The 20311-nt window shown below is 47.3% G+C and carries 18 protein-coding genes; 5 read left to right on the top strand and 13 right to left on the bottom strand.

The window, feature by feature from the left end:
* Positions 1–8: 8 nt before the first annotated feature.
* The 10 genes from Q5076_RS12110 to Q5076_RS12065 form a co-directional block, all read right to left on the bottom strand.
* On the bottom strand, positions 9–1157 hold the full coding sequence (locus Q5076_RS12110) for an efflux RND transporter periplasmic adaptor subunit (protein WP_303013643.1): 1149 nt from the start codon (positions 1155–1157) through the stop codon (positions 9–11).
* Positions 1158–1278: 121 nt separating this feature from the next.
* Complete coding sequence (locus Q5076_RS12105; RefSeq protein ID WP_303013642.1) at positions 1279–1608, bottom strand: hypothetical protein; 330 nt, start codon at positions 1606–1608, stop codon at positions 1279–1281.
* Positions 1609–1829: 221 nt separating this feature from the next.
* Positions 1830–2453 carry a TetR/AcrR family transcriptional regulator gene (locus Q5076_RS12100; RefSeq protein ID WP_303013640.1) on the bottom strand — a complete coding sequence of 208 codons (624 nt, stop codon included), beginning with the start codon at positions 2451–2453 and terminating at the stop codon, positions 1830–1832.
* Positions 2454–2457: 4 nt separating this feature from the next.
* Positions 2458–6657 carry an acyl-CoA dehydratase activase gene (locus tag Q5076_RS12095; protein WP_303013638.1) on the bottom strand — a complete coding sequence of 1400 codons (4200 nt, stop codon included), beginning with the start codon at positions 6655–6657 and terminating at the stop codon, positions 2458–2460.
* An 836-nt stretch (positions 6658–7493) separates the two neighbouring features.
* Entirely contained in the window at positions 7494–8498 is a 1005-nt protein-coding gene (locus Q5076_RS12090) for a beta-ketoacyl-ACP synthase III (protein ID WP_303013635.1), read from the bottom strand.
* A 481-nt stretch (positions 8499–8979) separates the two neighbouring features.
* Complete coding sequence (locus Q5076_RS12085; RefSeq protein WP_303013633.1) at positions 8980–9591, bottom strand: RloB family protein; 612 nt, start codon at positions 9589–9591, stop codon at positions 8980–8982.
* A gap of 1 nt (position 9592) precedes the next feature.
* Entirely contained in the window at positions 9593–10894 is a 1302-nt protein-coding gene (locus tag Q5076_RS12080; protein WP_303013630.1) for an ATP/GTP-binding protein, read from the bottom strand.
* A 780-nt stretch (positions 10895–11674) separates the two neighbouring features.
* On the bottom strand, positions 11675–12133 hold the full coding sequence (locus Q5076_RS12075; RefSeq protein WP_303013628.1) for an N-acetylmuramoyl-L-alanine amidase: 459 nt from the start codon (positions 12131–12133) through the stop codon (positions 11675–11677).
* 17 nt (positions 12134–12150) lie between these two features.
* The gene (locus tag Q5076_RS12070) at positions 12151–12252 is read right to left on the bottom strand and encodes a smalltalk protein (protein WP_303013626.1); all 102 of its coding nucleotides are present in this window, start codon (positions 12250–12252) and stop codon (positions 12151–12153) included.
* A 375-nt stretch (positions 12253–12627) separates the two neighbouring features.
* Positions 12628–13140 (bottom strand): HU family DNA-binding protein, encoded by a 513-nt coding sequence (locus tag Q5076_RS12065; protein ID WP_303013624.1) that lies wholly within the window; start codon positions 13138–13140, stop codon positions 12628–12630.
* Positions 13141–13354: 214 nt separating this feature from the next.
* Between Q5076_RS12065 and Q5076_RS12060 the strand changes: the two genes are divergently transcribed.
* The gene (locus Q5076_RS12060; protein WP_303013622.1) at positions 13355–13600 is read left to right on the top strand and encodes a DUF4248 domain-containing protein; all 246 of its coding nucleotides are present in this window, start codon (positions 13355–13357) and stop codon (positions 13598–13600) included.
* 774 nt (positions 13601–14374) lie between these two features.
* On the opposite strand, the gene dnaB is transcribed toward Q5076_RS12060, so the two are convergent.
* The 3 genes from dnaB to Q5076_RS12045 form a co-directional block, all read right to left on the bottom strand.
* On the bottom strand, positions 14375–15760 hold the full coding sequence (gene dnaB / locus Q5076_RS12055) for a replicative DNA helicase (RefSeq protein ID WP_303013620.1): 1386 nt from the start codon (positions 15758–15760) through the stop codon (positions 14375–14377).
* 3 nt (positions 15761–15763) lie between these two features.
* A complete protein-coding gene (locus tag Q5076_RS12050; protein ID WP_303013669.1) occupies positions 15764–16381 on the bottom strand; it encodes a hypothetical protein in 618 nt (205 codons plus the stop codon).
* A gap of 270 nt (positions 16382–16651) precedes the next feature.
* Positions 16652–16954, bottom strand: coding sequence for a DUF4248 domain-containing protein (locus Q5076_RS12045; RefSeq protein ID WP_303013618.1), 303 nt, complete (start codon positions 16952–16954; stop codon positions 16652–16654).
* A gap of 231 nt (positions 16955–17185) precedes the next feature.
* Between Q5076_RS12045 and Q5076_RS12040 the strand changes: the two genes are divergently transcribed.
* The 4 genes from Q5076_RS12040 (at position 17186) to Q5076_RS12025 (ending at position 19966) form a co-directional block, all read left to right on the top strand.
* A complete protein-coding gene (locus Q5076_RS12040) occupies positions 17186–17596 on the top strand; it encodes a hypothetical protein (RefSeq protein ID WP_303013617.1) in 411 nt (136 codons plus the stop codon).
* A gap of 112 nt (positions 17597–17708) precedes the next feature.
* On the top strand, positions 17709–18116 hold the full coding sequence (locus Q5076_RS12035) for a hypothetical protein (protein ID WP_303013615.1): 408 nt from the start codon (positions 17709–17711) through the stop codon (positions 18114–18116).
* 3 nt (positions 18117–18119) lie between these two features.
* On the top strand, positions 18120–19427 hold the full coding sequence (locus Q5076_RS12030; RefSeq protein ID WP_303013612.1) for a DUF3440 domain-containing protein: 1308 nt from the start codon (positions 18120–18122) through the stop codon (positions 19425–19427).
* Positions 19424–19966, top strand: a complete 543-nt coding sequence (locus tag Q5076_RS12025; protein WP_303013609.1) for a ParB/RepB/Spo0J family partition protein — start codon at positions 19424–19426, stop codon at positions 19964–19966. The genes Q5076_RS12030 and Q5076_RS12025 overlap by 4 nt, the downstream gene beginning before the upstream one ends.
* Positions 19967–20311: the final 345 nt, after the last annotated feature.

Here is a 20311-nt window from a genome sequence, read left to right as displayed (position 1 = left end):
AAGCTATACTATCTTTGGAGGTTATTCAAATGAAGTTCCTGTTTGATGTCCTCAAAAGAGACCGTATCAGTTTTAATCTTCGCGCCATCCCGAATCATCTGCACGCCCTCATACACGATAGTCGTGTTCGGCTGCAAATCCTGCGTGATATAATAATTCTGATACCGTTCAATCGGGTTGAAGCTGCGCACCTTCGCCACACCCTCCTTATCGACCAGATAAACATACGTGAAATCCTGGATTTCGAACGTAGACTTCTGCGGAACCAGGCATACATCCTCCATGCGCGTCATCATGCGCACCTTGCCGGTCACGCCGTGTTTCAGCAACCCGTCCGGATTCGGGAAACGTACGCGGAAGGCGATAGAGCCGGTTCCGCGCTCGAAATCCCCCTCCACCGTTTCCTGCCGTCCCTTGTGCATATAAGGCATTCCGTCCGGCAATATCAGTTCCACGTTGTCCGTCTCCTGCAACTGTTCCCCTTTCAGTTGCGCGCGTTTGAAGCGGAGATATTCGTTCTCGTTCACCTTATAATACGCAAAAACCTCCGAGATATCACTTACGGTAGTCAGCAGGCTTTCCGGGTTCACCAGGCTGCCCACCTTGTACGGGATACGGTCTACATACCCCGTGAACGGAGCGGTGATAGTCGTGTACCGGTATTCCATCTGAGTACGTTGCAGTTGGGCGCGTGCCTGCGCCACCTTCATCCTCGCCACTTCACGCTCGCGTTTTACCTGGTCCAGCCTTATCGGAGAGAAAATCTGCTTGTCCACCAGCCGCTGGATGCGTTCCGTCTCATAATTCGCCATTTCCAACTCCGCCTGCACCTGCTTGTAGTTAGCCTCCGCTTCCTTTACGGCTTCCGCATAACTCTCCGAACTCAGCCGGAACATCGGCTGCCCTTTCTTCACCAGTTCCCCCTCGTCAACCAGCACCTCCTGTACGAAACCCTCCACCTTCGGCTTGATTTCTACAAACTGGATAGCCTGGATATCGGCAACATAAGAACGGGGCAACTCCACCGTAGTGGGTTGAAGAACAGTTACAGGTACGGTCTCGTCTTTTCCTACCTGACGGTTGCCTGCCGACTGGCAGGCAGATAACAGCCCCATCACGCACGACAAGGCTGTAATCCTGTGAAAAAAAATTCTCATAAAGATTACAAAATAGTATTAGTATGATAATGTTTGTTGTAATAAAAGAAAGAGGACCGGCAGTAAGAACGGCCCTGGAACATAAAGCCGGAATAGCCGTTTCGCGGCTAAATGAGCAAGGCTAAATGAGCAATGTGCAGTATATCAGATGTTGCGACCCCGCCGCTTCCCCTTTGACGGCACGGGAACAGAGGCGCGGGAATGGAATACGCGGCAACCGTAAAAAAACGAAAACAGAAAACATCAGCAGAAAACACTTGATAAAAGTGCGTTGCAAGGGGACAACCCTCTTATATACGGAGTCACACCATTCTATATCCTCACCGTCGGCTTCCGTGCTCCCCGTGTCATGCACCGTACAAGGCATCTGCTCCCAATCCTTTTCCGCAGAGAAAAAAACAGCCAGCTCATAGGCATACGCATCCCCGTGTATGAGCAGTAACATAGCCATACATATAATCCGGAAAATCTGTTTTTGCCTGCGTATCAACATAAATGTGTCAAAATTTCGGCACAAAATTAATACCTCCCGCAGAAAGCAGGAAAACAGCGCTTTATTATTTATTTTTTTTAACAGTCATAAAGCAAATATCCGTTCATACATCCTGTAAGGCAAAGCCCCCCGTTTCCCCGTCCGGAGGAGCCCCCTGCCTTTTCACGGATTCGTCCGGCTCACTTCACGCATAGCAGGCTTTCCATTTGCGCGACGATGTACGTTTTCCATTCGGCAAGCATATCGTCAAACGATTCCCCCTGTTCCGTAAAAACGCGGGAGCCGAGATTCCTGGTAAGGAAAGGGAAAGTCAGCAAGCTGTAGAACGTGAAGAACAAGAATCTCAAAGGAACCGGCTTGAGCTTTCCCTCCTCCATCTCTTCCTGCAGGCTGGCAATCAGTCTGCCGAAAGCATCCTTCATGTGCAAAGACCGAATCGTGTCCAGCAGATAATCCACATCCCGGTGCATCTCCCTCAATACGAACAGCGGCAGGCAAGCATTCTCACGGAAAACGGCGTAATACGTATCCACCACATTCCCGATACGCTGCGATATAGGCTCGTCCTTTCTCAGCAAGATATCCTGCACCTTGGGCACGATTGACTGGATAATCATTCCGAAGACAGCCTTGAACATCTTGTCCTTCGTCCTGAAATAATAGTGCAGGGCAGGGCGGTTTATGCCCACCTTGGCGGCAATCTCGCTCATGCTGGTCTCGGCGAACCCGTTCTCGATGAATGAAGACTTGGCAGCCTCGATGATTCTCGCCTCCAAATCATTGTTCTCGATATTCTCAGTCATAATTTTATTTTTTCAGATTATCAATAAATAACAGCATTCTATTCACAATGTTGACGTCGCTCACCCCGCTGTCGAAATCCAGCGACAACATATTCACCTCCGGGCAGAGCGACTTGATGCGCTTCTCGATTCCCTTCGATACGATGTGGTTGGCTATGCATCCGAACGGTTGCAGGCTGACCACATTCGTCACCCCCTGCCGCGCGTATGAGATAATCTCTGCCGGCAACAGCCATCCCTCACCGAACTGGGCGTTCAGCGACACCACCTTCGCGGCCTCCTCCGCTTCCTCGAAAATATCCGCGAAAGGAGTGAAATAACGGAAATTCCCGGCTATCCTGTTCACCTTCTCTATCTGGCTCCGGACCACCCTGTATCCGAACTTGTAGACAAACTCCGGCAGCGTCCTTCTCTGTATGTCCGACTCCACCCTGACCTTCCTGTTCACGAAACTCTGCATAAAGAAATCCGTCAGGATGGAAGGGACCACCTCGATTCCCCTCTCCGCCAGCCAGTCCGTCACATTCTTCTGTGCGAACGGGTTGAATTTCAGGAAAATCTCCCCGACCACCCCGACTCTGGGACAAGGCTTATCCTCGCATATCCCGTTGAACTGCCTGGCGGCCAGTGCCAGATAACTGAACAAATCCCTCGAACGGTTTTTCAGTATCAAGTCTTCCGCCGTGTTCAGGAACATATCCCTCAGTTGCGCCGCCTGTCCCGCCTTCTTCTCGCGCGCTGCGGAAGCATAGTAAAACTTGGAAATGCAATCGCTGTACAACACAGCCCGGAAAGCCACCGGCAAGACTCTCAGCCAATTAATCCTGAGTCCGGGCTGCCTGTCCTCGATAGAGCCGCCGAACGTCAGGGATACGACAGGAGTATCCGCGTAGCCCGCATCCGCCAGTGCCTTTCTTATCACGGCGACGTAGTTGCTGGCCCTGCATTGCCCGCCCGTCTGCGTCATGGCGACCACACATTTGCCGGGGTCATACCTGCCGCTCTTGAAAGCCTTGACGATATCGCCTACAATCAGCGTGGCGGGATAACAGATCTCATTGTTGGCGTATTTCAGTCCCCAGTCGCACGACTCCGTGTCGCTTAGCGGCAGGTTTTCCGCGTCATATCCCGCCACACGCATGATTGCGGGAATCAGAGGAGACATGAAAGGAGTGAAGTAGGGAACCAGCACCTTCCGGCCGCGGAAACTCCCGTCGTAAATTGGGACAGTCCCGAATGCCTCCGCCTTTTTCCTGTCCTCCCTCTGCTCCCCGGATATTTTCAGGCTTTCCACCAGTGAGCGCACCCGGAGCTTCATGGAGCCTACATTGTTGATATCATCCAGTTTCAGCAAAGTGAACGTCTTCCCCTTTCGCATCAGCAAGTCGCGCACCTCGTCTGTGAGGAAAGCGTCGGGGCCGCAGCCGAAAGAAGTCATTTCGATAAACTGGACGCCGCCGTCCTGCATGGCACACCATTGCGCCGCTTTCAGTATGCGGTTGGGATACGTCCATTGAGCAAGGAAATGCACCTCGCCGACTTCAATCTCCTCGCCGCGCACGATATCGTCGCTGATGACGTCGATACCCATGTCCGCAATCATGTCGGAGATTTTATGCTGTATCAGAGCATCCGTGTGATACGGGCGGCCGGCAAGCAATACGGCAAAACGGCCTTTCTCCCTTGCCTCCCGCAATATCCTCCTGTTGTAGTCCGCCAGCGTGCGTTCATACTGTTCCTGCTCTTTTTCCGCCAGTGAGAAAGCGGTCTCCGCCAAAGCCCCGCCGATTCCCAGCCCGCTTAGATAACGCCGGCATTGCTTGAATAGCAACTCCCTGTCCTTGAAAGAGATGGCAGGAGAGTCAATGGGGATTCCCTCAGACTGCACGCTCTTTACAACGTCGGAATAACCCGTGACGATGGGACAGTTGTAACTGTTCTGCTCCTTCTCCCGCTTCTCGAAAATCACGAAAGGCATGAAGATGCGGTCCGTTCCCTTGTCGAGCAGATTCCGTATGTGGCTGTGCACCAGCTTGGCGGGAAAACAAATGTTGTCGGACATCACCATTCGCGCATTCTCCTCGTAATGCGTGAAGTCCGACGCATCGGAAAGGCAGACCCGTATGCCGCATGAGGTGAACAGCGTATGCCAGAACGGGAAATTCTCATACATATTCAGGCATCTGGGAATACCGACCGTCATGCGGGCAACCTCCGCCTCCGTCCCGTTGCGCCGGAAAAGAAGCTGCTCTTTCAGCCGGTAGACATTGTTTCCCTTTCGCCCGCTTTCCCCGTTCGTAAAGACTTTCTCGCACCGGTTCCCCGAATAATAATCCTTCCCGTTGTCAAAGCGGTAGCGGTAGACGGGGCATCGGTTGTCACACCCTTTGCAATGCAGCAGACGAGACGTATAATGCGCCTTGGAGATAATCTCGTCCAGCGTGGCGGAGACGTCGCAATGGTCTTTGGCATACAGGGCGCAGCCGAAAGCCCCCATCAGTTCCGGAACGTTGCATCTGGCAACTTCCGCCCCGGTCAGGAGTTCGAGAGCGCGGACCACGGCGTCGTTGCGCATCGTCCCTCCCTGCACCACGATGTTGCGTCCGAGAACCGACACATCTTTCAGTTTCAAAACCTTGTAGAGGCAATTCTTGATGACGGAGTAAGCCAGTCCCGCCGCTATGTCGTCCACCGTGGCGCCTTCGCGGAGCACCTGCTTCACCTTCGAGTTCATGAATACCGTACACCTCGTGCCCAGGTCGCACGGCAGGGAAGAGCGGCAGGCGGCCAGCGAGAAGTCACTCACCGTATATCCCAGAGTCTTGGCGAAAGTCTCGATAAACGAACCGCATCCGGAAGAGCACGCTTCATTAATCTCGATACGGTCTATGACGCTGTTGTTCACAAACATTGCCTTCATGTCCTGCCCGCCGATGTCCAGAATGAAAGACACCTCCTTGTTCAGGTAACGGGCGGCTACGTAATGCGCGATAGTCTCCACAATCCCCGAATGTAACTGGAATGCGGTTTTTATCAAGTCCTCTCCGTAGCCGGTGGAGCAACTGCCCTTGATATTCAGCACCGTACCGTGTTCCAGACATTTCTCCTTCAATCGGAGCAATCCCTTTTCCACCGCTTCGACGGGGTTTCCGCCGTTGACGTTGTAATAAGTGTACAGAAGCCGCGCGTCCGTGTCGGTCACGACGATTTTAGTCGTGGTGGAGCCGGAATCGATACCGATGAATACATCCTGCTTTCCCGCCTTGAACGCAGCCGTGGGAATCTCATGCCTTGAAATCCTGTCCTTCCACCCATCATATTCCTCCCGGCTTGAAAATATCGGTTTCAAACCGGATTGCCGGTTGCCCGTCTTTTTCAGGCTGTCGTCCAGCCGGGCTATCAGGCAAGAGAGCCGGTATGTCTTTTCGTTTTCCACAGGCGAAAGGGCGGCGCCCAACGCAGGCAGCAGCGTACCGTTTTCCGGCAAGATGATGTCTTTGTCCTCCAGCCTCAGATACTCGGTGAAGGCTTTGCGCAGTGCGGGGATAAAGGTAAGCGGACCGCCGCAGAACAAGACCGGGGCTTCGATGTCGCAGCCGTGTGCCAGCGTCACAATCGTCTGCACGGCAACGGCATGGAAGATGGAAGCCGCAATGTCTTCCCGGCTCACGTTTTTGGCTATCAGGTTTTGAATGTCCGTTTTGCAGAACACTCCGCAACGGGAAGCAATCGGGTATATCTGTGTCGCATTCAGCGCGAGTGTGTTCAGCTCTTCGATGTCTGTTCCCAGGATAACCGCCATCTGGTCTATGAACGCTCCCGTACCTCCCGCGCAGTTCCCGTTCATGCGGAGGTCGGTCGCCTCGGCATTCTTGAAAAACACGACTTTGGCATCTTCCCCGCCTATGTCTATCATGGAGCGGACGCAGGGATAGTCCTTCTGTATCGCTTTAGTGGCGGCAACCACTTCCTGAATGAAAGGAAATCCCAATTGTTCGGAAATACCCATACCGACAGACCCCGTAATATTTACGCAGGTATCCCGGTCGCCCAATTCCGCCAACACCTCTTTCAATATGTTGCTAACAGCCTCTTTCGCTTTTGCATTATGCCTTTCGTATCTCGAAAACAAAATCTTGCCGGCTGTATCCGTAACCGCTAGCTTGGCTGTTGTCGAACCTACATCAATCCCTATTCTAAGCATAATAGTTCGGTTTTACAATGATATTTGACATATGTGTCAGACGCAAAAGTAAAAACTCTTTTTGAAAGGTTGGTTCGTCCGAAATATAAATAATTATTTTTTTATGCAATGAAAACAATCATGCATATTTTTTAAGACTTTCAATTCGGGGTCCGGAAGTGTTGGGAGGTATGGATTGTTTGGGTGGGGGTATTTGGATGGGTAGGGATGTGCAGATATTTTGGTTGTGTCGATGTTTGGGTATGTAGGTATTTGGATGTGCAGATATTTTGATTGTGTAAATGTTTGGGTGTGTAGGTATTTGGATGTGTGGATATTTCGGTTGTAGATGTTCGGATGTGCAGGTATCCGGATATGCAGATATTTCGATTGTATAGATGTTTGGGCGTGTAGGTATTTGGATGTGTAGATATTTCGATTGTGTAAATGTTCGGGCGTGTAGGTATCCGGATATGCAGATATGCAGATATTTCGGTTGTGTAGATGTTCGGTAGTGTAGGTATTTGGGTATGCAGATATTTCGATTGTGTAGATGTTCGGTAGTGTAGGTATTTGGGTATGCAGACATTTCGATTATGTCGATGTTCGGGCATGTAGGTATTTGGGTATGCAGATATTTCGATTATGTAGATGTTTGGTTGTGTAGGTATCTGGATACGTAGATATTCGAATATGTAGGTCCCCAAGTGTTAAATTAAAGAAAAATTCCCTTGTACAGTTCTGATTCATAAAAGAATAAAGACTATACAAAGGAAAACTGTATCTTTCACTTGCGGAAGACAACCCAAAGATAACTAAGAACATCTCATCGGTCCGTTTTTGAAACCTTTCCGTTATCAGTGGGTATTTCCGTCATATCCCCATTTCATATACATAGCTCCCCAGGCAAATCCGGCTCCGAAGGCCGTCAGAATGATGTTGTCACCTTTTTTGAGCTGGTGTTCGAAATCCCAGAGACAGAGTGGGAGAGTGCCTGCACTTGTGTTACCGTAACGTTCAATATTAACCATGACCTTTTCGGAAGGTATCCCCAGCCGTTGCGTTACAGCATTGATGATACGCAAGTTCGCTTGATGGGGAATCACCCAGTCTATATCGTCTTTGCTTAGGCAATTCCTTGCAATGACAGCTTCGCAGGCATCAGACATGCTGGCTACCGCATACTTGAATACGGTGCGTCCTTCCTGATAAATGTAATGCATCCGGTTGTCCAGCGTATAATAAGAATGGGCGCATACAGACCCGCCGGCTTTCACGTGGAGGAAAGGCAGGCCTTTGCCATCCGTCTTCAATACGGCATCCATGATACCCCAGTCTTCGGTGGTGGGTTCCAGCAGGACGGCGGCGCCCCCGTCACCGAATATCGGGCAGGTTGCCCGGTCGGTATAGTCAATGATAGACGACATCTTCTCAGCCCCTACGACAATGACCTTCCTGTAATTTCCCGAACGGATAAAATTGGCTCCGGTCTCCAGAGCATATAAAAAACCGCTGCATACGGCCTGCATATCGAAGGCGAACGCCTTTTTCAGTCCCAACCTTTCGCATAAGATAGAAGCCGTGGAAGGGAAACGGTAGTCGGCAGTGGTGGTGGCGACGATAACCAGGTCTATATCGTCCGGATTGGTCCGTGTACGTTGCATCAGTTGCTTGACGGCTTTGCGGGCTATGTAAGAAGTCCCCAGCCCTTCCTCTTTCAGGATACGCCTTTCTTTAATACCGATACGGCCCATAATCCATTCATCAGTAGTGTCCACCATCTTGGAAATCTCGTCATTCGTCAATACATAGTCGGGCACATATCCCCCGATTCCCGTAATTACCGCGTTTATCTTCTCCATTAGGTCTATCCGGTTTAGTCTGTTCTATTAATAAAATAAGAGTAGTTAGTAAAGTGTCATAAAATGCGGGCGCAAATATATGGAAAAGGAAGTAAAATTCAATCGCCGCCGGAAAAACACCCGCTTTTTTTAATAATAAAAAGGAATATTAGGTCAAATTTTAATGGGACGTTCCCGTTGGAACTGCCGTTGCAGAAAAGTTCCTGCCTGTGGAATGGGAAGCCGGGAGAATGAAACTGAAAAGAATGCCGTTAAGACCGGGAACAGCGAATAAATATCTATCGGTTTGAATAACGCGACACGGGAAGAGACCGTTTCAGACTGGAAATTCTTAAACCGGACAGGAAATTGAATGTTGAAAATCTTACGGATTGAAGCTTTTGGGAAGTAAAAAACCTCTTCTTCCTGTTTTTCCCTTTGACAATGATTTTGCTTATATGCAACCGGAATGTAATCCGGTTGGTGTGTTTAAAGAACTATTTTAATGTGCCTCCAGATTGCCGAGTAGTTCTATAACCTGATGAATTTCGGAGTATGCCTTCAAATCTTCAGGTGATTCCTGGCAAAGTTGGCAGAGCTTCTTTGAATTTGACATCACTCGTTCCAAATCACCGTTCTCTGTCAAGTATTTGTAGAGGTTGGTACGTATGAAATACCGTTTTGTCTTTTCATATCCCGGCATATACTTCTGTAGCTCCGGAAGCAGTTGCTCGTAACTCTCATACCGCCGACAAATCACATTGGGCAGAAAGTGAAGCAAGAACCAGAATTCCGTACATGGGTTCGTTTCTACAAACATCACTTTGCCGGCGTATTTCTTTGCGCCATACTTTCTCTTTGCTCGTTGATACAATTGCATTTCAGAAGGAAACTGAAATAACCTGTCCATATCAAACAGGCATACGATGAAATCATATTGCTTGTTCAAGTAGGATTCTACCAGTTTCAGAATATGATTGATGTCGCTGTGCTGTGGAAAATCAGGCGCAACCTTGAAAGGATAACGGCACGCTACCCTCAAAGAATCGAAATAAAACCATTCGGTTTCTCCCTCGCCGATAATAGCTATACTTTTTGTCACTGTCCGCCCCATGTCATTTGTCGTTTAGGTTGATGTACTGGCTGCCGAGAAACGGTAGTTTTACTAACTTCCCCTGCTTGTAGGCATTATATGGGGAGAGATTCTTGTGCAGGCCCAAAGCGGAGAGACGTACAATTTTCGTCTCGCCGCATTCATCTTTATCGGTAAACCATATCGTGTCACGGCGAATGAAATCCTCGTTGAGAAGATTGATGTCGTGCGTTGTCAGCAACATTTGGGATGTTCCTTCACTGTTTGCCAAAAAGACTTTGATGAAATAAGCCAACAGCTCATAATGAATGCTTGTCTCGACTTCATCGATAGGCACAAACCGATTGGTCTTTAACAAGAAATTCAGAATCACTGCCATTCCCAAGAATCTCATAGTGCCGTTAGATTCGTATTCTTCGGACAAATCGTATAGTTTGTCGTCAACCTTGTGCTTGAAGGTCAATTCAGTATTTGTAATTTTGCTTTTTTTGAGCATTTCGGCTTTTGCCTCATTATCGATGGGGGCATTTTGAATCACTTGCTCCAATTCCGGTGTAATCAATTCTTCCTCTTCGTGCAATACGACATCTTCTATGTTGAAATCAGATGCTTTCAGGAGGTTTAAAACAAACTTCTTCAAATCTCCTGTCCCGTCTTTATCCAATCGTGATTTGACATACCCTGAGAGTAGCATGCCGGGAGCAAGCACCTCTTTTACCTGTTTGGCAAAGTAGTCGTACACGTCATTCAACTTAGTCCGTTCCACATTACTTTTGCCAAATGCGGCAAGCACACTGCAATTATTGATAGTGTTGCCGGAAATTACATCCTGACTCTTCCGTGGCATTTTCAGATTTACGCCGAAATCTATTGTCGTGGAATCTGTTGTTGCATCATAACTGCGGCTATACAGTTTGGTAGGGCGAATGGAATCGTAAACAATCAATGTTTCGGTATGGATATATTTTGCATCCAACTCAAAAGTAAGGATATATTTCGACTGATTGATATAGAATACCATCGACATCTTCGTCTTTTCATTCCTTGATGTGTCATCCAGCATGAAAGGAACGACCCCTGTTTTCTCATTTCGGTTTTTAGGCATCCTAAGAACAAGCTTTCTGAAAAATTCCACAGCATTCAAGATATTGGTTTTGCCGGAAGCGTTAGCACCATAGATGATTCCCACTTTCAGCAACTTTACCCCCTTCTTGACTTCATACGAATATTCGTCAGACATAAAAGTATCTGATGAAGGCTCAAAACTTATCTTTTGCGGAGACCTTATTGAGAAAAAATTTTCAATAGTGAATTCTGCTATCATATTCGTTGAATTTATCTGTTACACACAGTACAAAGATACAAATAAAATTCCATATGACGAATTATAATTTATGTTTTCGGAGAAAAATTACAAAACATGAGTACAAAGTATATTTATAGGCATTTTTCTGACAATAAGATAAAATCAAGTTCAGTTTTCAGTTCTATGATGTTATTTGTTCATTGTTTGGATTATTGCATTGGTTAAATAGGGGTACTAAAATGATACTAAATAGTAAACTATTCATTTGATTGTTGTTGTAAATCGCTGAATATTAGTATATTGTAAAATATAATATATATTGCAACCCAGTAAATTAAATCTAATATAGAAGGGATTTTTTGTTATCACTTATGAATTATAAATGCGAGAGTATGCAAAACTGAATTAAGTATTTACAGAAGTGGGTATTCGAAAAAGTGACGGACTGTAATAGTTAAACATAAAAAAAGCCATATCAAGCCTTTCGGTGTCGGAGGTATCTTCGAAATAGATTGTAACAGTTAAACATAAAAAAACGTATCAAACCTTGTGGTGTCAGGGGTATCTTCAAAGTAGATTGTAACAGTTAAATATAAAAATAATCATATCAAGCCTTCCAGTGTCAAAGGTGTTTTTTTAAGTAAACTATAACAAGTAAACGTAAAAGAATCGTATCAAACTCCATTTGGGTAATGATACGATTTCTTTCTACGGTTGACCGGGATAGCCGGGTTTCAGATTAAAGATTAAAAATCACCTTCATCCGAAATTGAGTTCAGGCTTTACCCTTTCATGATTCTACAAGTCCTCATATTCCTTCCGGCTGTCGAAACAAGGACATGCTTTGTGGATATTGGCGCTCAACTGATAGTGGCCTACGATTTTCGCTTCGGGATAAAGCTGTTTCAGTTCGCCCAGAACCCGCCGGAGCGTCTCTTTCTGCAAGGCTGTCCGGGTGTCCTCCGGTTTCCCCAGTTCGTTCAGTCCGCCTTCATAACAGATGCCCAGACTGTGGAGGTTGAATCCCAGCGCATGCGCTCCCACTTCGCTCATCGGGCGGGTGTGGTGCAGCATTCCGTCTTTCGTCACGTAAAAGTGATACCCGATTTGTTTGAAACCCCGCTGCAAATGGCATTTGAGCAATTGTTCCTCCGTGAAAGGAATATTCACCCGCGTGGCGCTGCAATGCACAACGATGTACTGGATGCTGCGCGGGATATATTCTTCTTTTAGGGAAAGTTCTTTCATTTCCTTCATCTTCTCCGTCCGTTATATTAGATGTGTCCCATGCAGGAAGTCACGCCTAAGGCGGAGACAATTGAAGTAGCTATCGTGATAATCACTTGTAAGATTTGTTTCCAGATTGATTTTTTCATGATTTTTGAATTTTAAATTTAAAAATAAATGAGAATAAATTAAACATAAAAATGATTGGGAATTAAAGATAAAATGAGATTGAGAATGAAATTAAGCTTGGGAATAAAGCTGAATTTGAAAACGATATATGAAAATAAAAATAAGATTGAAATCGGAAATAAGACTGATTCTTGAAACGGAATCGGGATAGAAAATAAGATTAGGATGGAAAATAAAATTAGAATTGAAAATCAGATTGAGGTTGGAAATAGCGGTTGAAAGAGTAAGTCCCGAATCCGGGCTGCCGGCATGCTGCCGGTTCAATACCGGCAGCTCCCTGATTCATCGGCCTGCACTGTCAAAGCGGCCTGTTGATACCTCGATACGGATTTCCATTATAACGACGGGTCCGGCGCTTCCCCGTTTCCGTTGTCGGGATTCCCATTCCCTCCGCCGTCTCCACCGGTATTGCCTCCGTCCGGAGGAGTGGCGTTTCCTCCTTCTTCTCCGTCCTTCTCCGTTTTCCACAATGTATATTTCATCGCCTTACACATATCCGTAAGCATGCTCCCCGGATGAAACCGTACACGTGATTTCTTGATACAGGTAGCCGCTTTGAATTTCTCCGCCGTCTCGGTTGCGTTGCCGGTGACAAGCGTGATGCGGAAACTTCCCATATCGCCCAGAAGGACAATGTTGCCCAGCATCAGTTGGTTTTTCATTTCCAACAAAAACTCTGTGATGCAACCTTTCAGTTCGCCGATGGAATAAGAAGAACGTTCCGATACGCGGCCGATAATTTCGTCCGTATCCACTCTGCGGTTGCTGCGCGCCATCGCGTAAAACTTTGCCGGTTCCTTCGGTTTCAGAGGATTCCTGCGTTCTATTACTACAAATTTCTGTGCCATAGATTTTACTTTTTAATTAATTCTTAAAACTTGATATTTGCATTCCCAAACTTAATATCCGTAATCGATTACATTGCAAAGATACTGTATCCGGATGGGGGAATGGACGCCAGTAAACGACACTGAACGATGGTTATTATTTTTAACTGAATACTTGTCAAAGTACGGGAAAAAGACTACCTTTATATCCTAAACGATACAACAATCCGGAAAAATGGAAGAAGTTAAATTTTACGTGAGATGCTATGACAAGATAGAGTTGGCAAAGATGTATTTCCCTAATCTGAGCAATCCGGTGTCCGTAGCGAAACTGCGCCGGTGGATGCGTAACTGCATGCCTTTGATGGAAGAACTGACGGCGGGAGATTTTCATCCGAAACTGAAAATGTTCAGTGCGCGTGAAGTCCGCCTTATCGTACGTTATCTGGGGGAGCCGGACGGGTATGTTTTGATTCCATAAGTTGGTTGCAGGAAAAGGCTTGCATAAAAAAAGACCGCTCCATTGGTTGAAAAGGAGCGGTCGGTTAGTTGCAGAGATACGGTCGATTGCCGGTAAAGGTACGGTTGAACTGATGCAAAGATACGGTTGATTGACGTTAAAGATACGGTTAACCTAATACAGTGGTACAGTCATTGTCGTTAAAAATCCGTTTTCCCTGTTACATTGATACAGTCAATTGCTGTTAAAAATCCGGTTTTTCTATTGCATTGATACAGTCGGTTGCCGTTAAGAATCCAGTTTCCCTGTTGCATTGATACAGTCATTGCCGTTAAAAATCCAGTTTCCCTGTTGCAGAGATACAGTCATTGGCGTTAAAGATACGGTTCTCATGATACAGTGATACAGTCATTGGCGTTAAAAATCCGTTTTCTCTGTTGCATTGAGACAGTCAGTTACCGTTAAGAATCCAGTTTCCCTGTTGCATTGATACAGTCGGTTGACGTTAAAAATCCATTTTCCCTGTTGCATTGATGCAGTCATTGTCGTTAAGAATCCATTTTCCCTATTGCATTGATACAGTCATTGTCGTTAAAAATCCGTTTTCCCTGTTGCATTGATACAGTCATTGACGTCAAAAATCTGGTTCCCCTGTTGCATTGATGCAGTCATTGCCGTTAAAAATCCGGTTCCCCCTGCCACAGCGATACAGTCAATTATCATTAAAAATCCGGCTAATTACCCAACTATCCAACAGAATTATCCAATTACAATACCCCGACCAATGCCAGATAATCAGGAAGAAACGGCAGTATTCTTTTTCATCCATATCATTCCCGGCACATAATCCCCTAATTTTGTCAGACTGTTATCGTGGCTGAAATACAGTTCCCCGGTTCCTCCGTTACGGTGTTTCGCTACGCTGATTATCCCCAGTCCTTCGGTCGGATATGAAGTCTTGCGGTCGGTCACCCGTCCGGAAAGGGCGGGACGGCTCAACAGCAATACCAGGTCGGCATCCTGTTCGATGGCGCCGCTTTCGCGCAAGTCGCTCAGAGAAGGCCGGCTGTCGGGATGCCCTTCACAGTTACGGTTCAACTGGCTTAGCAATATCACCGGCACGTTCAGCTCTTTAGCCAGCATTTTCGCTTTGCGGCTGGCTTGGGCAACTTCCTGTTCCCGGTTCCGGTTGTTCCGCTCGCTTTTCATGTCGCATAGCTGGAGATAATCTATGATAACGCCGTCACATTTTCCCTTGCTTTGTTGCAGCTTGGCGGAAGAACGGACATAATCCATGCTGACGGAAGAATTGTCGTCGATATAAATAGGCAGACGTCCCAGTTCTACCGATGCCTCATGCACACAACGTATCTCTCTGGGGTTGAGCTGTCCGGTATGCAGATGTTCCGGGCAGACCTCCGTGGTGGCTGCCAGCAGCCAGCGTTCGCCCAGGCGTTCCCCCTGCATTTCGAGGCTGAACACGGCGATGTGGTGTCCGGACGAAGCGGCGGCACGTGCCAGATGCAGCGCAAAAGCCGTTTTGCCTACCGAAGGCCGGGCGGCAATAACGATTAAGTCGCCGGGTTGCCAGCCCGCCGTCATCCGGTTGAGGTCGGTAAAACCGGTGGGCAACCCTGTGATACCGTCTTTATTGGAAACCACCCGTTTGTCTATTTCGGCAACGGTGTCCTCCATAAGCTGCTCCATAGAGCGCAGATGCTCGGTTCTGCCGCATTCATCCTCCAACCGGTCGAGCAGGCTGTGGGCATCCACCATCGTGTCGTCGATATCGGTCGTCTCGTCTGCCGCAAGCGCCAGCAATTTGTGGAAGCCCAGAATCATCTCACGGCGGATGTATTTCTGCTTGAGGATGGCCGCGTGATATTCCAGATGGATGCTGGACACCACCCGTCCGCTGATACACGCCAGCGCATAAGGCCCCCCGACAAATTCGAGTTTGCCGCGTCGGACGAGTTCGTTCTTTACCGTGATAATGTCGATGTTCTGCCCGTTGCGGTACATGCTTTGCAGGGCGGCGTAGATTTCCCGGTTTTTCTCGTTATAAAATACCTCCGGCCGCAATCTGTCGGCAACCAGCGTGATAGCTTTGCTTTCAAGCAGGCAGGCGCCAAGCACGACTTCTTCAAGCTCGGCGTCCTGCGGATTGACTGTTTCACTCATCCCCTAATAATCATATTCATTCAAGAAAGCCTTATTTGACAGATAAGTGGCAGCCTGCATGCAGAATTTTATGTTTTTCAGATTGTCATAATACTCGTCGATGCGGTTTATGCCGAGCGCCCGTTCTTTGGCGGAAAGCTTTTTCCATTCCCGGCGTGCACGCCCGATGTTGACTTTAGAGCTTCGGGTGATGTCGTGATACTTCTCCCAGAAAGCGTCGAAAGTAATCCCGTCAGCCTCGGCATGAAGATTCTCGCGCTTTTTCTGTCCTATCAGCAAGTCATAGCAAGGGATACGGATGTGGGTGACATACGGGTTGACAACCCTTTCAATGATACCCTCTTCATACATTTTGTTGAAAAAATACCTCGTCCGGCTTCGTTTCCACCCGAACAGATGCGCCCATCCGGCGATAGACATGACCGATTCACCCCGTGGGCAATCAAACGTGTACCGGTGGATGTGGCACTTCACGGTGCTGTAATTGACATGAGTCAGTACCAGGATGAATGCGTCGAAATAGCCTGTGGCGCCTTTGGTAACTTTTATCTGCTCCTCGAATAAGACTTTAGGGAAGAGGATGTATCCCTTTTTAAGCATTTCCGCTGTCGGTTTAATCATCATTAGTTCATATATATTAGTGAATATGACGCGAAGGTATCTCCGTTGTCCGAGATGTGCAATTATCCGGTTGCGAGCGGCTCAAAATTCCAATATCGGCTCAATCCGGGCTCCCCTTTTCGCGGCGTGATGTGGCAGACCGGCCGTTCCGCCCCCTTTCGTGCCGCCTCAAACCGCTTGCCCCAGGGGGAGGCCGGATGTGCAGCCATCGCACTTCGGCCATCCCTCGAACCCCTAATATATAATAAGAAAAGAATGTATTAAAATACATTATATCTTTTTCTTCATTTTCGGGACGATGAGATACGGATTCCTCTCCACCATTTCAGATACCAGCCCCGGCATTCCCCAGAACCTTACGATAACCGCTATCTGCTGCGGTGTGAGAGTAGAGGTGCGTGAGGAGAATCCCGCCTCCGCCAGCTCGTCTGCAAGGGCTGCCTGTTCGTTGACGACCCGTCGGAATGCTTTTACTGCCGAATTGTTATACCGGTAATTCGGGAAATAAGCCACCGCCACTTCGGACAGGGCATGGCAGCCGTAAAGCAGCCAATTACAAGATTTGTTTTCCATTCTTTAACCTTTTTTGTGTTCTGCAAAGCTACCATTCCTTTCCCGGACCGGAAAAACTGAATTTTTGATATCAGTAATTTAAAAATGTTATAAGTCAGGATGTTTTTAAATAAAAATCTAATAATTTAAACAATGTTCTATATATTCGCACTCGAAATAAGATTTTATAAGAACTTTTTGAAACGGTCTGCTCCCGGTGATAACGAGCTATTTATATATTACAATTTTTTTATGCCGTCGCAAAGAATACAAGCATTGAAAGCGTGTTTACAGCGTAAGAAAGAACAACACGTTTGCCAGCGGGAGAGATTGGAGAGAATGAAGTGTGCCATGCAAAACTCGGAAAAGGAGATAGAACAGTTGGAATATGTCCTCAACGAATTGCAGCATCTGTCAGATACGGGCCGGGAACCGCGCACGGTGTCCAGGGACGAGGTGGAGGACTACTTCAAGAGGTTCTGCCGGGTGTTCGACTGTCTGCAACACCGCTTGCAGCAGCACTTCAAGTACAGGTTGGCGTGCGAGCTCATTTTCGCCCGTTACCGCTTCCGGAGCCGGTCGCAGACCCCCGGACGGGAATATCTGAGTTTTGCCACCGTGCTTGCCTATTTTAAACGCGAAAGGGGAATAACGGACGGTTAATATCAAATAGATTGAAATATGGAGGTAAAATCATGGGAAACAAATGTTTTGGGAACGAAAATAATTAAATTGATATTTTTTCCTTATTTTTGTGTGTCCATTTTTGAATGATATGATACAGATAATACAATTAAAAGGAAAAGACAAGCACTTGTACCGGTTGCTGGCGCCGATGGTTATGGATCCTGAAGTGATACGTGCCAATAATAATTACCCTTTCAAGACGGGGGAGGATTACGTGTGGTTTATTGCGATAGAAGATAAGGAGGTGATGGGTTTTGTGCCGGTGGAACGGAAGAGCCGGAAGAAAGCCGTAATCAATAATTATTACGTGAATGCGGAAGGGAGCAGGAGGGAGGAAATCCTGTCATGCTTGTTGCCCGCCGTCATTGCGGAATTCGGACCTGAGAGCTGGCTGCTTAATTCGGTAACGTTGGTACAGGATAAGGAGACGTTTGAGAAGTTCGAATTTATATCTATGGACAAGAAGTGGACAAGATATGTTAAAATGTATAGATAATTTATGGGGAAAAAGAAAAAAGTAGTTGGTACGAAGAATGTATATGAATTAGCACAAGAACGACTGAAAGTTATATTTAACGAATTTGATAATATATATGTATCGTTTTCCGGAGGAAAGGACAGTGGGGTACTTCTGAACATGTGTATTGACTATATCCGGAAAAACAACTTGAAGACGCGCCTGGGAGTTTTCCACATGGATTACGAGATTCAGTATAAGATGACTATCGACTATGTAGACCGGATACTGGAGGCCAATAAGGATATTCTGGATATTTACCGGGTATGCATCCCTTTCCGCGTGGCGACCTGCACTTCCATGTATCAGTCTTTCTGGCGTCCCTGGGAAGACAGCAAGAAGAATATCTGGGTCCGTCGCATGCCCAAATGGGCGATGACAAAAGACGACTTTCCTTTTTATAATACGACCATGTGGGATTATGAGTTCCAGATGCGTTTCGCGCAGTGGATACATGAGAAGAATGATGCGGTGCGCACGTGCTGCCTGATTGGAATCCGCACGCAGGAGAGTTTCAACCGGTGGAGGTGTATCTACATGTGCCGCAAGTTCCAGATGTATCATAAGTATAAGTGGACTTCGAAGGTGGGGAACGATATTTACAACGCCTATCCTATCTATGACTGGAAAACGACGGATGTGTGGACTGCCAACGGCAAGTTCCAGTGGGACTATAACACGCTGTACGACCTTTACTACCGGGCGGGTGTCAACCTTGAACGCCAGCGTGTGGCGAGCCCTTTCATCAATGAGGCGCAGGAGAGCCTCCAGCTCTACCGGGTGCTCGACCCCAACACATGGGGCAAGATGATTGGACGGGTCAACGGGGTGAATTTCGCCGGCATGTACGGCGGCACTCATGCGATGGGGTGGCAGTCGGTGAAGCTGCCCGAAGGCTATACGTGGCGCGAGTTCATGTATTTCCTGTTGTCTACACTGCCGGAGCGGACCCGGAAAAACTATCTCCGGAAGTTGTCGGTGAGCGTGAATTTCTGGCGGACGAAGGGAGGTTGCCTGAGCGATTCCACTATCCAGAAGCTGATTGAGGCCAAAGTGCCGATTATCGTCATGGACAACAGCAATTACAAGACGTTGAAGAAACCGGTGCGCATGGAGTATCAGGACGATATCGACATCCCGGAGTTTAAGGAGATTCCTACTTATAAGCGTATGTGTATATGTATCCTCAAAAACGACCATGCCTGTAAGTATATGGGTTTCTCGCCGACGAAAGAGGAGATGAGCAAGAGAAGTCAAATTATGGAACAATATAGAATCATAGTATCATGAGTGTAGATAAAAGCCCTGTTTACGCAGTTAAGGCGGTGCCTGTCGAAAAAGTATATGCGAACGATTACAATCCGAATGTCGTTGCGCCGCCCGAAATGAAGTTGCTGGAACTCTCTATCTGGGAAGATGGATTTACGATGCCTTGTGTCTGCTATTACGACAAGGATGAAGACCGTTATATCCTGGTAGACGGTTACCATCGCTATACGGTATTGAAAACTTCCCAGCGGATTTATAAGCGTGAAAACGGATTGCTCCCCATTGTCGTGATTGACAAGGATTTGTCAAACCGCATGAGTTCGACCATCCGCCACAACCGTGCGCGGGGGATGCATAATATCGAATTGATGTGTCATATCGTTGCGGAACTTGACAAGGCGGGCATGTCCGACCAGTGGATTATGAAAAATATCGGAATGGACCGTGACGAGCTGTTGCGCCTGAAACAGATTTCGGGACTGGCGGATTTGTTCGCCAATCGTGAGTTCAGCATTCCGGACGAGGTGGCGCCTACGGAAACGGAACGGAAGACATTGTAGTTTCCGGCGGACGAGAGAGGGGGATACCTTATTTATATATAGTGGAATTATATGGATGCGGAAGGATGTATAGGCGGACGGTGCCTGCGGGGGATATAGGGGTAAACGGGATTTATGAGGGGAGTCAACAGGCGGGCGAACGGAAGTCTGCAAGGAAGTGAATACATGAAATAGGTGGGATTTATAAGGGAATGAGGTCTGTGGGGTGGATGTATCCTGCAGCAAAGTGAATACATAAAATAAGTGGGATTTATAAGGAAATGAGTCTGCGGGGTGAATGTATCCTGCAGCAAAGTAAATACATAAAATAAGTGGAATTTATAAGGAAGTGAGTCTGTGGGGTGA

The sequence above is a fragment of the uncultured Bacteroides sp. genome, assembly GCF_958445495.1.
Taxonomy (GTDB): Bacteria; Bacteroidota; Bacteroidia; order Bacteroidales; family Bacteroidaceae; genus Bacteroides.
Note: the sequence above shows the minus strand (reverse complement) of the source record. Positions and strands in the feature narration are given on the sequence as shown.